Genomic DNA, 15850 nt, shown 5'->3' with positions numbered 1-15850 from the left:
ACCAGATGTCACTGAAGCACTTTATCCAAATCACCAAGCCGGGGATCATTTTCGGTAACGTGCTTTCGGTGGCAGGTGGCTTTTTTCTGGCTTCCAAGGGAAATATCGATTTCGGCGTGTTCCTTGCGGCGGTCATCGGTACTTCCCTGGTCGTTGCGTCCGGTTGTGTGTTCAATAACTGCATCGATCGCGATATCGATCAGCGAATGGAAAGAACCCGTAACCGGGTTCTGGTGCAGGGTCTGGTTTCTCTGAAACTGGCGCTGCTCTACGCAACCCTGCTCGGTATCGCAGGCGTTGGCCTGCTGTACACCGAGGCCAATCCGTTGGCCGCACTGTTTGCAGTGATCGGGTTCGTGATCTACGTCGGCCTTTACAGCCTGTACCTGAAACGCAGATCCGTTCACGGCACGCTGGTGGGCAGTCTCTCGGGGGCCATGCCGCCGGTGATTGGCTACTGCGCAGTGAGCAACAGCTTCGACTTTGCGGCTCTCACGCTACTGGTGATGTTCAGCCTGTGGCAGATGCCGCATTCGTATGCGATCGCCATCTTCCGCTTCAATGATTACCGTGCTGCGAAGATTCCGGTTCTGCCGGTCAAGCGCGGCATTCTGGTTACCAAGCGCCACATCATGCTCTACATCCTGGCGTTCCTCGTAGCGACCCTGATGTTGACCGTGGGTGGCTATGCGGGCCTCAACTACCTGGCTGTTGCAGCGGGTATGGGTATGTACTGGCTGTACATGGCCTGGAAGGGCTACAAGGCCGTTGACGATACTGTCTGGGCTCGCAAGCTGTTCGTGTTTTCGATCTTCACCATCACTGCCTTGAGCGTGATGATGTCGGTCGACTTTCAGGTGACAAAAGAATTGCTGGTGACTTACGCTTTCTGATTCCACTTGATGCGCAACATGAAAACCCCGTTCTGCGAAGAACGGGGTTTTTTTTTGAGTGCCGATCTACACTGAATGAAAGACAGGGCATGTCGGCAGTTTTTCCGCGGCTATAAATGCCTGTTCACAGGACGTTTTTGACCTTTCATGGAAAATCAGGAGCGCTTGCCGCATGATGTGCCGTTTTCAAGCGACCTGTTACAGATATTCGGTTTCCGAGCCCGTCAGGGCTGATCATGATTATGGCTGCTACCCATGATGTCTTCAGAAAGTCAGAACCCCACGCCCAGCCCTTTGGTTTCCATCGTTGCCCCTTGCTACAACGCCGAGCGATTTCTCGAGGTCGCGATTCAGAGTATTTTTGCTCAGGACTACGAGAATTTCGAGGTGATCGTCGTTGACGATGGCTCGACCGACAACAGCATCGCGATGCTGGAGTCCCTGCAGCAACGCTATCCTTTCCAGCTCTATCGCCAGGCCAATCAGGGCGTCAGTGCTGCCCTCAACCATGGTCTGCGTTACGCCAAAGGCGTGTACCTCTCTACGCCGGATCTGGATGACATCATGCTTCCCTCATCGGTGCGGATTCGTGCCGAGTATCTGGACAATCATCCCGCGGTAGGCTGTGTCGGCGCACTGGTCAGCTACATGGATGGCGACGGCAAGGAAATCAAACGTCAGTCCCGCGATCACATCGAGCGGCTGACGTTCGATGACATATTGCGCGGAGCGGTGGTCGTTGGCGCGCCGGTCGCTCTGTACCGCATGAAGGCCATTAAGGATGCGAACGGCTATGACCCGCAGATAAGGGTGCAGGATTTTCAGGCAACACTGAAAATCGCTCATCTGGGCTATGAAATTCATGTGCTCCCCGAGATCGTCACGCGCTATCGACGTCACCCGAACAACCTTTCGCGCAAGTACAAGGTGTTGCTTGAGGCTGACCTGAAAAGCATCGAGCCCTATCGGGATCATCGCGAATACCAGAGCGGTCGTACTCAGGCCATCAACAAAGCCTTGAAATATGCCGCGGTCGCGGACAAGCGATATGCCTGGGGGCTTTTGTTTTCCATCCCATGGAGGCAGATCAACAGAACGACCTTGCGGCGCTGCAAGCGTTTACTCCTGAGCTATCGGTAAGTGCTGCCTGACTGTCCAAAAAAATGTGATTGAAGATATGAAATTTATCGAGCTGTTGAAAAATAGAAAAATACGCAAGCAGTTGCGCAAGATGGACAAGCTGGACAGGCACGCCGAAAAAATCAGATTGAAATACCCGCGTGCGGTCGTTGGCGTGGGGACTTATGGCATTCCGGATATTGTCGACTTTGGTGACGATTCGGTGTTCAGGGTCGGTGCTTATACCTCCATTGCCGAGGGTGTGAAAATTCTACTGGGCGGTGAGCATCGCACGGACTGGATTACAACGTACCCGTTCCCGGCGATGGTCGCGCAAGTCGCGGATATTCAGGATTACGCGCCGAGCAAGGGCGATGTGGTGATCGGCAGCGACTGCTGGATTTGCGCCAATGCAACCATTGTGTCGGGTGTCACCATCGGCCATGGCGCCATTGTCGCGGCAGGTGCGATGGTCGTTCGGGACGTGGCTCCCTATTCGGTGGTGGGAGGCAACCCCTGTAAATTCATCCGTTGGCGATTCGACGAAGACATTCGCCAGTTGCTGCTTCAGGCGGCCTGGTGGGACTGGCCTGTCGAAGAGGTCAAGTCCGTTGCACGAACGTTGTGCAGCTCGGATATGGACACGTTTATCGACTATATCCGCGAGCGCCAGGTAGCGCCTCCGCTCCCGGTCGGGTGAGCTCTGGACTCATGAGGCTCCTGCCCGCAAGCCTGCTTCAGAAATGCCATGTCGGTTTGCATTTATTTCGAGCCTCATGGCCCGAATGATCTGGCAGAATAAGGCATTGGCCTGACTCGACCAGGCAGTCGCTAAAATGATAGAGGGCGTTATGAGTCAAGAAAGCATCAACTGGGACACTCTGGGTTTTGATTACATCAAGACCGACAAGCGCTACCTTTCTCATTGGCGCGACGGTGCCTGGGATCAGGGCTCGCTGACCGAGGACAACACGCTGCATATCAGCGAAGGGTCGACCGCGCTGCATTATGGCCAGCAGTGCTTCGAGGGCCTCAAGGCTTACCGCTGCAAGGATGGCTCGATCAATCTGTTCCGTCCCGATCAGAACGCTCAGCGCATGCAGCGCAGCTGCTCCCGCCTGTTGATGCCCCACGTCCCGACCGATGTATTCATTGAAGCCTGCAAACAGGTGGTCAAGGCCAACGAACGTTTCATTCCGCCTTACGGTTCCGGCGGCGCGCTGTACCTGCGCCCGTTCGTCATCGGGGTGGGTGACAACATCGGCGTGCGCACGGCGCCTGAGTTCATCTTCTCGATTTTCTGCATTCCGGTGGGCGCCTATTTCAAAGGTGGCCTGAAGCCGAACAATTTCGTCATCTCCGGCTACGACCGCGCTGCGCCCAACGGCACAGGCGCGGCCAAGGTCGGCGGTAACTATGCTGCCAGCCTGATGCCCGGTTCCGAAGCCAAGAAGCACAGCTTTGCAGATTGCATCTATCTCGATCCGCAGACCCACTCCAAGATCGAGGAAGTGGGTTCGGCCAACTTCTTTGCCATCACCAAGGACGATGTGTTCCTGACGCCCAAGTCGCCATCGGTGCTGCCGGGGATCACCCGCCTGTCGTTGATCGAACTGGCGAAATCCCGTCTGGGCCTGACGGTCGAAGAGGGTGATGTGTTCATCGACCAGCTCGGCGAGTTCAAGGAGGCGGGCGCATGCGGTACGGCTGCTGTCATTACTCCGATCGGCGGAATTTCCTACAAGGACAACCTGCACGTGTTCTACAGCCAGACCGAAGTCGGTCCTGTGACTCAGCGTCTGTACAAGGAGCTGACCGGCGTTCAGTCCGGTGACATCGAGGCGCCAGCCGGCTGGATCGTCAAGGTCTGATGAGCTGACCCGGATCGTTCCAGCGTCGAACGCTGGAACGATCCTCGACCCAATGCTCAGGCTTCAGGTGTTTTCCCTTCCTCAAGCGGCTCCTTCGCCGGCCCCAGCACGATCGCCAGATGCCGCAAGTCGTCGACCTCCAGGCCATAGCTTTTGCCTGACGGGCTCTGTGTGACCGTTCCCAGCGCATACACCGTGAAAAACTTCACGTCATCCGCATGGCTCAGCAGCTCACTGATGTAGCGGCTGGAGCGATAGGCCTGCATCTGCGCGGGCGATACGTAGAGCGTCACCAGTTTGCCGTCCAGACGGTCGAAGAACCTGAACTTGAAACCCAACCCGTACCGCTGCTCGACCAGACCGCCTCCGAACAGCACCCGGCCGTTATCGCCTGATTGCGCGTATTTGATATGGCGAAAATACGAGCGCAACGAAACCTCGCCCTGGCCTGGAATTTTCAGCTTCAGCAGCTTGAAGTCTTCCAGTGACAGCTCGGCCTTGGCCTGCCGATAGCTGTCTACCAGCCGCTCTAGGTTATTGGTGCGCGTTTCGCTGTAGCGAGCAGTTGGTGGCTTGGCTGGTTCTGTGACTGGAAGCGTTGCAGCAGGGCGCTGGGCGCCAGCATCGGGTTTTTCCGGGCTGGACGCGTCTTTGGTCGGCGCCTTGATGACCGGGTCGAAGATATCGATGTAGTCGTCCAGCTTGCGTTTGGCCTTGCGCAGGCGTGTCTGTACATCGGTTTCTTCGGCCGGATCGTTCTGTTCTTCCTCTGCTTCTGTGCGCTCATCCACCCATTCGCAGCCCGAGTGATGGTCGTAATGCGGGTTGGCGCGAAAGTGCGCGGCGACGAAGGTCGGGTTGTCCTGTGGCTTCACGTCATAGCGAACCCCGGTAACCTTCGCCCCCATTGTCCTGCACGCCTCGGTCGAGCAGAGAAACTCGAAGCGTGCGCGTGGCGGCTCCTGAGAGAAGTATTCGCGTCGGGCAGCGGCGATCGACAGCTCCTGCTGCAGTTCGACACAGTACGCACGGGTGATGGGTTTGCTGGGCTTCATGCTCGTTTGGCTGCCTTCCAGTGAGAGTTGCCGTAACACGCTATTTCACCCGGACACGCCTTGCAACCATTGCACAGCAGGACGTCGAAGGCAGTGCCCGGCAAGACTGCTTCACACTCACTCGGCGGGCACTGCCAGCCATTCTCCCAGCGCTTGCTGATACTCGCCGGTGGCCTTGCTCAGGTGCAGCCATTGGTCCACGTAGCCTTTCCAGGTCACATCATCGCGTGGCAACAGGTAGGCCTTTTCGCCGTATTGCATGTACCGGGTCGGATTGACCGCACATAGGCCGGGCATGCGTTTCTGCTGGTAGAGCGCTTCGGAAGCATCGGTGATCATCACGTCAGCTTTCTTGTCCAGCAGCTCCTGGAAGATGGTCTTGTTGTCGTGAAATGCCAGGGACGCCTTTGGCAGATGAGCGCGAGCGAAGGCTTCATTGGTGCCACCGGCGGGTTCGATCAAACGCACAGAGGGCTGGTTGATCTGCTCGACAGTCTGATACAGGGCCTGATCGGCGCAGCGCACCAGCGGGATTTTGCCATCAACGTCCAGCGTGTTGCTGAAAAACGCTTTTTTCTGGCGTTCCAGACTCACCGAGATGCCGCCCATACCGATGTCGCATTTACCGGCGACCATGTCCGGCATCAGGTTTTTCCACGTCGTGGGCACCCACTGCACATTCACCCCCAGGCTCTTTGCCAGTGAACGGGCCATGGTGATATCAATGCCTTCGTACTCACCGTCTTCGCGCAGCAGGGTATAGGGCTTGTAGTCGCCAGTGGTGCAGACAGCCAACTGGCCAGTTTGCAGCACCTTGTCCAGATGCGAGGTGTAGTCCTGAGCCTGAGCCATGTCTGTGATGCCCAGCAGCAGGGCGGTCAGGGCGCTGTATTTAAGATTCATCATGAGTCTGGATGCTCTCAGCGGTGCGGTCGATTTTATTGGAGTCGACAGATTGCTTCATTTGTCAGGTCGATGTGAAGCTGTAATCAAAACATGCCGTTGGCCGGAGGAGGGTAAATCAGGGGTTGAACATTTCGTAAAAAAGCGTAATGTTGTGCCCCATGATTCTTGAGCAAATCAAAGCGGTCGGCAATGACACTCGCATGTTGATCATGGAGTGGCTGAAAAACCCGCAAGCCCATTTCCCTCCCCAGGACCACGGTGATCCGGCGATAGGCGTGTGTGTGTCGCACATTCAGGCCAAGGCCAACCTGTCGGCTTCTACCGCGTCTGCGCATCTGGCCATCCTGCAACGTGCCGGGCTGGTTCAGGCAACGAGGATTGGCAAGTGGACCTATTTTCGCCGTGATGAGCAGGCCATCGACCGGTTTGCCGACAGGCTCAAGAAAGAACTCTAGGCTTTGAGCGTTATTTACACATTTCGTCATTTTGCGTAATGTTGAATTGATAGGAGATTGACCATGAGCAATACAACCATCTACGTGCAGGCTGGCGGCGGCTACGATCAGGTCAGCGTTGGCGAAAGCGAAGTGCTTGCACCTAAAGCCGGTGAGATCACTGTGCGTCTGCACGCCAACTCGCTCAACTATCACGACTTCGCGGTCGTCACCGGCATGTGGGCACCGACGGAAAAACGCATTCCCATGGCCGATGGTGCAGGCGTCGTCACGGCAGTAGGCGAGGGCGTCAGCGAGTTCGCGGTTGGCGACTCCGTGGTCAGCACGTTCTTCCCGGAATGGATCAGCGGCGAGCCACTGGTTGAAGGTTTTGTCACGGTGCCGGGTGATGGCGTCGACGGTTATGCCCGCGAGCAGGTCACTGCCCGTGCCACCTCGTTCACCCTTGCGCCAAAGGGCTACAGCCATGCCGAAGCGTCCACGCTGACCACCGCTGGCCTGACCGCGTGGCGTGCGCTGATGGTCGATGACGCGTTGAAAGCCGGCGATACCGTTCTGGTGCAGGGCACTGGCGGTGTATCGGTTTTCGCGCTGCAGTTCGCCAAGATGGTCGGTGCGACCGTTATCGCCACGTCGTCGAGTGATGAAAAGCTGGAGCGTCTGCAAGCCATGGGCGCCGACCACCTGATCAACTACCGCAAGGACAGCAACTGGGGCGAGACTGCCCGCAAGCTGACCGGCGGCCGTGGTGTGGATCACATCATCGATGTGGGCGGTCCATCGACCCTGCAGCACTCCATGAATGCGGCACGGGTCGCTGGCCACATCTCGGTCATCGGCATCCTGAGCGGTGTTGCCGGTCAACTGGAGTTCGTCCCGGCGCTGGTCAAACAACTGCGCATGCAGGGCGTGCTGGTCGGCAGTCGCACCCAGCAACAGGATATGATCCGCGCCATTGATGCCAACGGCATGCGTCCGGTCATGGACCGTTCCTTCCCGATGACCGACATCGTCGAAGCGTTCCGTTATCAGGAAACCAATCAGCATTTCGGCAAGATCTGCCTGGATATCTGATCCGCACCACTGTGCTGTTAACTGAGCACAGGTGAACAGCGCTGGCCTGCCGACCTTGGTGTCGGCAGGCCAGTCGTGATGTTTTGCATTACTTTCCCCGGCGACCCCCGTTCATTTCCTTGCATCAAGTTCGCAGGTCTGTGGTCACATCCTCTGTGGCATGAAAGACGTTCGTGCTGTGCAGCCTCCGCGCTGCCTGGTGCCACGTTCAATTCGATTATCAGATCAGGGACGCATTGAAATTATGAAACCTCATCTTTTGCTAGGTCTGCTTGGCGTTTTCTCTTTCGGTGTTCAGGCTGCATCGCTGGACGTTCCGGTCAATCTGGTCAGCGCTGATGGCGCGCCCAAACCTATCGGCAGCGTTACGGTGAGCGAAACGCAATACGGTTTGCTGTTCACTCCGAATCTGAAGGAGCTGCCTGCAGGCATCCACGGTTTTCATGTGCATGAAAACGGCAGTTGCGAAGCGGGTACCAAAGACGGCAAGAAGGTCGCAGCCCTCGCGGCAGGCGGTCACTTTGACCCGGCCAAGACCGGCAAGCATCTTGGGCCTTACGCCGATGGCCATCTAGGCGATCTGCCTGCGCTGTACGTGGCTGCTGACGGCACCGCGAGTTATCCGGTGCTTGCCCCACGCCTGAAGAAACTCTCGGAAGTCAAAGGCCACGCGCTGATGGTTCACGCCGGCGGCGACAACCATTCCGACCACCCCGCACCTCTGGGCGGTGGCGGTGATCGTGCTGCCTGCGGCGTGATCTGATGCCGCGTGCCTGCATCCGTTTCGGATGCAGGCACGCCAATGGTTACAGCTTTCTCGCGTGAGTGAGAAGGGCGCTACACCGTTCTCTCCACGACGCGGCGCAGAGCAATCACGCGTGCTTGAGCGCATCCCCATGATGCATCGCCGAATGACCGGTCTTGTCGCTTTTCACTTCGTACTGCGGATCGTCCTTTGAAGCGGGCCGATGTTTGCCCATGAACTCCACGTCCTGCACATGTACTTTGGTGACTTTGCCATGCACCTGGCCTGCCTCGGAGTTCCAGTGTACGGCGTCGCCAACTTTGAATGCGGTGGTCATTCAGATTTCCTCGAGTGGAGAGCGACTGATCTGCGGCGTTCGCTCGGTACTGTTCGGAGTGTTCGGCGGGGGAAGAATTCACTGTGTTTGATCGGGTGGTTGGCCTTTATCTTGCTCATGTATCTGCAGTTCGTTAAGAAGGAAGTGCTGACATGATGAAGTGGCTTACAGGTGCCCAGATTGCTGATGATCAAACTCGGGTTGTTGCTGACGGCGTCTTGCAACACGGCCGCGCATTGTCCGAGGCGAAAGGGGGAATGGCTGATCCTATTGCCTGCATGATCATGGAGAACGATCTATTGATTGGCGGCGCCACAGGCCGAACCGAGTTCCAGCGGCTGTTTGTGAGTTACCTCTGGATCGATGCCGGGTCGCGCGGAAAAGGGCTCGGGGCGCAGACCCTGCACAGGCTTGAAGCGTTGGCCATCGAGCGAGGCTGTACTGACGCTCTGATCGAAACGCTGGATGACGATGTCGCCAGATGGTACGCGCGTTACGGTTATGTGCCGATCGCATGCCTTCCACGCTACTGTGGCCCCTGGAGCCGGCATACGCTGTTGAAGTCGTTCGGTGCACAGGAGCGCATGTGAAAGAAGTACGATGGGCTCTGCCATCGCCCGGCACACCGCCTGCTTGCCGCGAACTTCAATCTTCGCGCAACACCGCCAGCCTGCGCAGGATCTTCAGCACGTAGCCTTTTTCAATCATCGCGCCATGGTGTCCATCGCAAAAACGCTCGCCTCTGATGCAGTACGTCAGCAGCGTTTGCATATCAGCGAGGTTTGCCTGGGCGATATAGATGTCGTCATTGAGCATGTCCGCCGCGCCATGATTAAGGTAATCAATGTCACACCAGCAGTCTTTGGCCACCACGCGATAAAACGCTTCGACTACCGGAAAGTAGTCTGGCCAATAGGTGTTTTCCTTGATGATATAACTCTTGATCGCCACGCCGTCTGGGTACAGCAGTGGCAGGTAGGAGAGTAACTGGTCAATATCGTCGGCCCCCGGCGAGGGTTCATCAGGCAAACGTGTTTCGCTTGAGGGATGTGGCAGAAATGTCCTGACCTGTCTTGGCGTATGTTCGGCCACATAAATATCAAACGCCCATACTTGCCCGGCCGTCAGTCGCTGGTCTTTGTAGTGCTGCACATATTCTTGATAGCGTTGAAACGCGTCCGATTGCGCGCCGTCGGCAAACAGCGAAGCAATAGCAGCGGATTGAGTCAGCCAATAAACATCCGGCGAGCTTTCGGCTTTTGACGTAACGATGTCGATTGCCGCTGACTGCAGCTCTCTGGCCAACTGCCGTCCTGTTTCACGGCATGACTCGTCCTGACTGGCTGGATCAGCCTGTTCCGTTTGCGCAACGTAGGCGTGGTAGCGGGCTCGCAGCGGTTCGTCCTGTTGCCTCAATGGGGGGCAGGCAGGCGGCTGCAGACGCAGTGGCTCCGGCTCTCTATAGACTGGCAGCCAAGCCAGATTTTCCTGCACGCGTGACATGGATTCTTGCTGATCGGCAGGCTGCGCAGGCGGCAACCGATCAGACTGCTGCCCCTTGGACTTTCGGTCGAAGCGCGCTTTCAGGCGCATCAGCAGCTTGATCATATGGGCACTCCAGTGCATCGCGTCGATTCAAAAGGGGATTCTCGCATCATTGCTCTTGGTGTAAGTTGAAATGCTTCCTGATCAAACGATCAGAAAAATTCGCGCTTTGCCTGCCAAGGAATGCCTTCAACCATGAACCTGTCACTCAAAAAACTGGCTGCTTCCACCTTGATACTCGCCAGTCTCTCGTCGTTCACCAGTCTGGCAAACGCCACTGTCACTGCACAACAGAGCGCCGTTATCCTCAAGACATTCAATGATGCATCGGTAAAGGATTTCAGGCAGTTTCTGAACAATCTTGCCAGTACTGATGTGGTTAAAACTGCCGATTTTGGCTCGGCCATCAGTGCCTTTCTCGACAACAAGCAACTTTCCGCAGCGCAACAAAACGACATTCATCGCTTGCTCGGATTGTATACCCGCATGAAGTACGGCAGCGCGGCCACTGAAACCCTGCGTGAGCTAGTGGCTATTCCCACGGTTCGTGTCGACGGCGTTGCCCAGCATGAAAACCCGGCGTTCATAAAGATCGCCGACACGATCAAGCGCCTGGCCGAGGGCTTCAATCTGAAGTTTCGCAACGTCGATAACCGTGTGTATGAAGTCTCGCTCGATGGCGCGGGTGATGAAGTAGTTGGCATTCATGTGCATGCCGATGTTGTACCGGTCACGCCGGACAACTGGGTCTTGCCTGACGGCACTCGTCTGGACCCGTTCAAGGTGACGCTGATCGGTGATCGCATGTATGGACGCGGCACCGAGGACGACAAGAACGGTATTGTGGTTGCGCTCTATGCCATGAAAGTCATCAAGGAAGAAAAGCTGCCGCTGGCCAGAAACTTCAAGTTGCTGATCGATACCACGGAAGAAACGGCCGGCGACGCAATCCCTTACTATTTTGAGCGTAACCCGACGCCCGCCTACAACCTGGCGCTGGATGGCGGTTACCCGGTCGTGATTGCCGAAAAAGGTTACGGCACGGTCATGGCCAGCTTTGCCCGACGCGAGGCTGAAGGCGAGGGGGCCGAGATTGTTTCAATGACCGGGGGTATGGCCACCAATCAGATTCCGTCGAAGTCGGTCGCCACTCTGCTGACTGACAAACCTGCCGAGCTGGCTGCAAGCTTGCAACAGGTCAGTGCCGAGTACGTGAAAAGCAATGGCGGTGACTTCGAGGTCGATGCCAGGGTCGACGGCAAGGACGTCAAGCTGACTGTTACCGGCGTGTCCGCGCACTCATCGGCACCCCAGTCCGGCGTCAACCCGGTCGCGAGGATGCTGGATTTCATTAACAGTCTGCAGGGCAAGGTTGCGCTTAAACACAACCAGATCACCGATGCTGCTCGCTATGCCGCCGACAACTGGGGACTCGATTACCTGGGAAGCAAGTTGGGCGTGGGGTTCTCCGACGACTTCATGGGGCCTCTCACAGCATCCTTGACGTACGTCGCAATGGATGAAAAGGCATTCAAACTAGCGGTCAATCTGCGTGTGCCGAAAGGCAAGTCCCCGCAGGAGCTCAAATCCGAAATCGCCGAAAAGCTCGCCGCCTGGAGTACGAAAACCGCTATCAGGCCAGTGTTCGACTATTCCATCGCCGAGCCGATGTACCGCAACCCCGAGGGTGAGTGGGTCAAGGCGCTGCTCGCTGTGGCCAGTGAAAATCTCGGTATGGAACACACCTTTGGCACGTCGGCTGGCGCTACGTCGGTCCATTCATTGCCCAACGGGGTGCAGTTCGGCCTGGCGAGACCCGAAGTCAAATACACCGGTCATACGGACAACGAGTTCAAGACCACCGGCCAGTTCTTGCTGGATCTGCAGATCGTCACTGAGATGATGGGGCGTATCGGACAACTGCCGAAGCTCTGACACGGCGTCCGGGCCTGTCGCAATGACAGGCCCGGGTTCAATGCGCAGGCAAACGAGGCGGGCAACGAGTAAAACCGAGTCTTGGTCTAAGCGCATTCCACCCGGTTGCGGCCCAGGCGCTTGGCCTGATAAAGCGCCTTGTCTGCACGCTGAATGAGGCTGGCGGCCGTTTCCCCGGCGCTGAGTTCTGCAACGCCCAGAGAAATGGTCACCGATCCGGTTTCCGGAATCACCAGGCTTTCAACGCTTTTGCGAATGCGCTCCGCGAGTTCGGCCGCCTGTTTCAACGAGCTGTCGGGCACCAGGATCAGAAACTCTTCTCCTCCCCATCGAGCGGCGACGTCCAACAGGCGGATACGTTGTTTGAGGATGGCCGCAACGCTGGTGATTACGCTGTCCCCGGCAGGATGGCCATACCGGTCATTGACCGCCTTGAAATGATCGATATCGCAGATGATCAGGCTGAACGGCTTGCCCGACATACTCACCGCAGGTATCTGTCGCTCAAGCGTATGCTCGGCTGAGCGACGGTTATCCAGCCCGGTCAGCGGATCGCTGTGAGCAATCTCCAGCAACTTTTGTTCGCGGCCCAGGCGTGTGGTCACATCCTGGCTGATGCTGACATAGTGGGTGACTGCGCCTTCAAGGTTACAGAGCGGCGAAATGCTGTGTTCCGCATAGAACAGCGAGCCGTCCTTGCGCTTGTTGATGAAGGTCGTGCGAAGCGGGGCGCCACTCTTCAGCGCTTCCTTGAATTGCGCATAGAACGCCTCATCGTGTTTTCCAGAGCTCAGCATCCGCGGGTTTTCGCCGAGGATTTCGCTGCTGCTGTAGCCAGTGATCTGCTGAAAGGCTTCATTGGCAAACACGATGGTGGAATTGCAGTCGGTGATGATAATCGGATCAAGCGCAGCGTTCAGTGCCTGCGCCAGCAGGTGTTGCTCACGCTCGGCGCGGATGCGCGGGCTGATGTTCTGCTGCACAGAGACAAAGTTGCACACCGTACCTGCATCGTCGCGCACGGGAGAAATTTTCCACTCGACGATGTAAGGACTTCCGTCCGCGCGGTAATTGACCGTCGACCCTTCGAAAAAAAGACTTTCGCTCAGGCATTCGCGCATCCGCTCGATCACTTGAGGATCGGTGTCCGGGCCTTGCAGGATCCGTGGTGAGGCACCGATCAATGCCTCTGCCGTGTAGCCGGTCATGGAGCAGAAGGCCGGATTGACGTACACGATGAAGGGGCCGCCATTGGCCAGATTGGCGTCGGTGATCAATACGGCATTGAATGACTGTTCAACAACGGCTTCAAGCAAGGCAAGACGCTGGCTGGATGAGGTCATCTGATTTCCTGTCGAGTGATCCGTTAATTGATCGCGGCTCTGATCAGATAATGTGTGACGCAATGCCGGTTGGACAATGGATGCAGTAAGTTGGACCGCAGGCACCGAGCACTGGTTGCACAGGCACTATACCGCCATGAATATACGGGTGCATGACGCCCATCACGACGGTATTCAGTACGCTGCGCAGAGCTTCCTGGATCAGTTACCAGGTCATTGGCAAGATTTTACAGGTAGAGACACATTACAAGACAGCGTGCTCACGCTCAGACTACGGGATGGCCGGGAGTCATTCCGGCCCATCAACGTCGGGGTAGATCAGGCCGTGCACTCGGCAGCGGACTTGATGATGTGCAGCAGTGCCTCTGAGCGCATCGGCCTGTTCAGCAGATAGCCCTGAAAGTAAGGGCAGCCCATTTTGCGCAGCAGGTTGTATTGTTCCGCTGTCTCCACGCCTTCCGCCGTGATATCCAGATTCAGCGCTCGGCCCAGCGACAGGATGCTGCTGACAATGGCTTTGCTGCGCTCATACGTCATCATTCGGGACACGAAGGACCGATCGATCTTCACGGCATCGATCGGGTAACGGTCAATGTAGCCGAGCGAGCTGTAACCCGTGCCGAAATCATCCAGCGCCACTCTCACGCCAAGCTGCCTGATCTGCCGGAGAACCTCGGCGATCGCGTCAGGCTGATAGAGAAACACTGATTCGGTGACCTCGATCTGAAGCTGGCCCGCGGGCAGGCCGGTGGTGGCGATGATCCGTGTCACCTGATCGACGAATCCAGGGTGGCTCAGCTCTTTCCCGGACACATTGACGTTGAGCCTCAGGTCCAGGTGAGAGAACTCCTTGCGCCAGGCCTGCACTTCGCTACAGGCCTGATGCATCACCCAGGCCCCCAACTCATGAATGATCCCGAGGTCTTCGGCAATCGGGATAAAGGCATCGGGGTAAATGATGCCCATGGTGGCATGGTTCCACCTGACCAGCGCCTCGACCCCGACCAAATGCTCACAGTTGCCGCTGTAGATCGGCTGATAAAAGACCAGGAAATCCTTGTCTTCAAGTGCCTGGCGCAGCGCGTTCTGAATCACCAGCGTGTCGATCGCCGCTTCGCGCATCGAGGTGTTGAAGATGCTCCAGCGCCCTCTGCCCTGTTTTTTTGCGGAGTACATGGCAACGTCGGCGTCACGCAGCAACTCTTCGGGTTTGGTATGGCTGTCACCTGCGGTGACGATACCGATGCTGCACGAGATGAAAATGTCCTGGTTTTCGATCTGTATTGCCGTGTGCAATTGACTGACGATACGTTCAGCCATCTTTACGGCAGTCTCCGGCTGATCCTTGCCCATCAGCAGGATCGCAAATTCGTCGCCGCCGATTCGCGCTAAAACGTCATTAGAGCGAACGCAGGTCTGCAATCGATTCGCGACCGCCTTGAGCAACTTGTCACCGGCCAGGTGCCCCATGCTGTCGTTGACTACCTTGAAGCCGTCCAGGTCCAGAAAGAGTACCGTTGCCCGTTCGTATCGGGGGTCGCGGATTTCAAAGGCCGTGGTCAACTCGTTCATCAGGTAAGCGCGGTTGAACAGTGAGGTCAGCTCATCGTGAAAAGCGATATAGGTCAGCTCTTCGGAAATGCGTTCGCGCTCCTCCAGCCGGCTCTGTAGCGCAAGCTTTTCCTCCCACTCCAGACGGGCTCGCTGAGCCAGTTGCTGAGACTCCTTGCGCTCGGTGATATCGCGCTGCACGGACACCCAGTGGGTGAACCAGCCTTTTTCGTTGGCCACCGGCACAATGCTCAACTCGACCCAGAACTTGCTGCCATCCTTGCGGGTGTTGAGCAGTTCGACCTCAACCGCCCGCCAGTGACTGAGTGCCTCACGAATGACGTCCAGTGTTGCCCGACTGGTTTCCTCGCACTGCAGGATGCGGGGCGTGCGACCTATGACTTCCTCTTCAGTGAAGCCGGTGATCGCCAGAAACGCAGGGTTGCAATAGACGATACGCGGGCCTGGCAGATCGATGGGTTCCGCTTCGGTGATAAGAATCGCGTCATTGGCGTTGATGACCACCGACTCAAGCAAGCGCAGGCGTTCGAACGAGGTGACCAGCGGGTTATTGGCTTCGGGATCACGTCCCGGTTGCAGGTAAGTACGAATATGAGCCGCCTGGGCCTGCAGCGCATAGCGTTGCGCAGCGCTCAGCACCATTGCTTGATCGCTGTTGCGCAACAGCATTGCGCCGAGCAATTCATGCCTGAAGCCACGGATAGCAACGTAGATCAGCGTAGACCCCGAGCTGTTGGTTTCCATCGTATTCGCCGGGCTGTCCTGACCGACCAGCACCACGTCGCCATACGACGAGATCATCCTCAACCATGCCTCATCCGCTTTGGGCAGGCTTTGACCGGAGCTGACCAATTGCTCCCAGCCTGTTGCGCTGGATACCATCAGCAAACCGGCGGTGCACGAGGCGGAGTGAGCAGCGGCCTGCAATACCTTGGCAACATCTTCAATATTCGTCGGTATGACGTGGTCGTGCTCATAGCCCTGTGGGTTCATCGATCAC

General features: G+C 57.0%; 15 protein-coding genes. 9 read left to right on the top strand and 6 right to left on the bottom strand.

The features are described 5' to 3' along the window. Positions 1-5: 5 nt before the first annotated feature. From cyoE to JOE29_RS18950, 4 genes are all read left to right on the top strand, one after another. Entirely contained in the window at positions 6-893 is an 888-nt protein-coding gene (gene cyoE, locus JOE29_RS18965; protein ID WP_003314082.1) for a heme o synthase, read from the top strand. A 255-nt stretch (positions 894-1148) separates the two neighbouring features. After that, positions 1149-2033, top strand: coding sequence for a glycosyltransferase family 2 protein (locus JOE29_RS18960; protein ID WP_003341880.1), 885 nt, complete (start codon positions 1149-1151; stop codon positions 2031-2033). 37 nt (positions 2034-2070) lie between these two features. Then, positions 2071-2712, top strand: coding sequence for a CatB-related O-acetyltransferase (locus JOE29_RS18955; RefSeq protein ID WP_003314084.1), 642 nt, complete (start codon positions 2071-2073; stop codon positions 2710-2712). Between the two features lie 151 nt (positions 2713-2863). Then, complete coding sequence (locus JOE29_RS18950; protein WP_003314085.1) at positions 2864-3883, top strand: branched-chain amino acid aminotransferase; 1020 nt, start codon at positions 2864-2866, stop codon at positions 3881-3883. A gap of 56 nt (positions 3884-3939) precedes the next feature. On the opposite strand, the gene JOE29_RS18945 is transcribed toward JOE29_RS18950, so the two are convergent. Further along, positions 3940-4938 (bottom strand): ATPase, encoded by a 999-nt coding sequence (locus JOE29_RS18945; protein WP_210079767.1) that lies wholly within the window; start codon positions 4936-4938, stop codon positions 3940-3942. Positions 4939-5055: 117 nt separating this feature from the next. Next, entirely contained in the window at positions 5056-5844 is a 789-nt protein-coding gene (locus JOE29_RS18940; RefSeq protein WP_210079766.1) for a transporter substrate-binding domain-containing protein, read from the bottom strand. A gap of 146 nt (positions 5845-5990) precedes the next feature. Here JOE29_RS18940 and JOE29_RS18935 point away from each other — a divergent pair, with 146 nt between their 5' ends. The 3 genes from JOE29_RS18935 (at position 5991) to sodC (ending at position 8136) form a co-directional block, all read left to right on the top strand. Beyond that, the gene (locus tag JOE29_RS18935; protein ID WP_017277782.1) at positions 5991-6299 is read left to right on the top strand and encodes a winged helix-turn-helix domain-containing protein; all 309 of its coding nucleotides are present in this window, start codon (positions 5991-5993) and stop codon (positions 6297-6299) included. Positions 6300-6362: 63 nt separating this feature from the next. Next, the gene (locus JOE29_RS18930) at positions 6363-7373 is read left to right on the top strand and encodes an NAD(P)-dependent alcohol dehydrogenase (protein ID WP_210079765.1); all 1011 of its coding nucleotides are present in this window, start codon (positions 6363-6365) and stop codon (positions 7371-7373) included. Between the two features lie 244 nt (positions 7374-7617). Next, entirely contained in the window at positions 7618-8136 is a 519-nt protein-coding gene (gene sodC, locus JOE29_RS18925) for a superoxide dismutase family protein (RefSeq protein WP_057406401.1), read from the top strand. Between the two features lie 109 nt (positions 8137-8245). Here sodC and JOE29_RS18920 read toward each other — a convergent pair whose 3' ends face one another. Next, entirely contained in the window at positions 8246-8455 is a 210-nt protein-coding gene (locus JOE29_RS18920; protein ID WP_003320186.1) for an HVA1 family protein, read from the bottom strand. 152 nt (positions 8456-8607) lie between these two features. Between JOE29_RS18920 and JOE29_RS18915 the strand changes: the two genes are divergently transcribed. Next, entirely contained in the window at positions 8608-9045 is a 438-nt protein-coding gene (locus JOE29_RS18915; protein WP_198700968.1) for a GNAT family N-acetyltransferase, read from the top strand. A gap of 55 nt (positions 9046-9100) precedes the next feature. Here the strand turns inward: JOE29_RS18915 and JOE29_RS18910 are convergent, their stop codons facing one another. Then, the gene (locus JOE29_RS18910) at positions 9101-10063 is read right to left on the bottom strand and encodes a DUF6508 domain-containing protein (protein WP_210079764.1); all 963 of its coding nucleotides are present in this window, start codon (positions 10061-10063) and stop codon (positions 9101-9103) included. 132 nt (positions 10064-10195) lie between these two features. Here JOE29_RS18910 and JOE29_RS18905 point away from each other — a divergent pair, with 132 nt between their 5' ends. Continuing rightward, positions 10196-11935, top strand: coding sequence for a dipeptidase (locus JOE29_RS18905; protein ID WP_210079763.1), 1740 nt, complete (start codon positions 10196-10198; stop codon positions 11933-11935). Between the two features lie 86 nt (positions 11936-12021). On the opposite strand, the gene JOE29_RS18900 is transcribed toward JOE29_RS18905, so the two are convergent. Continuing rightward, positions 12022-13278, bottom strand: a complete 1257-nt coding sequence (locus JOE29_RS18900; protein ID WP_016567339.1) for a sensor domain-containing diguanylate cyclase — start codon at positions 13276-13278, stop codon at positions 12022-12024. 318 nt (positions 13279-13596) lie between these two features. After that, positions 13597-15843: an EAL domain-containing protein gene (locus tag JOE29_RS18895; RefSeq protein WP_210079762.1), complete on the bottom strand. Its 2247-nt coding sequence runs from the start codon at positions 15841-15843 to the stop codon at positions 13597-13599. Positions 15844-15850 lie beyond the last annotated feature (7 nt).

The sequence above is a fragment of the Pseudomonas sp. PvP009 genome (genome assembly GCF_017832995.1).
GTDB classification, from domain to species: domain Bacteria; phylum Pseudomonadota; class Gammaproteobacteria; order Pseudomonadales; family Pseudomonadaceae; genus Aquipseudomonas; species Aquipseudomonas syringae.
This window is presented reverse-complemented; position numbering and strand designations above follow the sequence as displayed.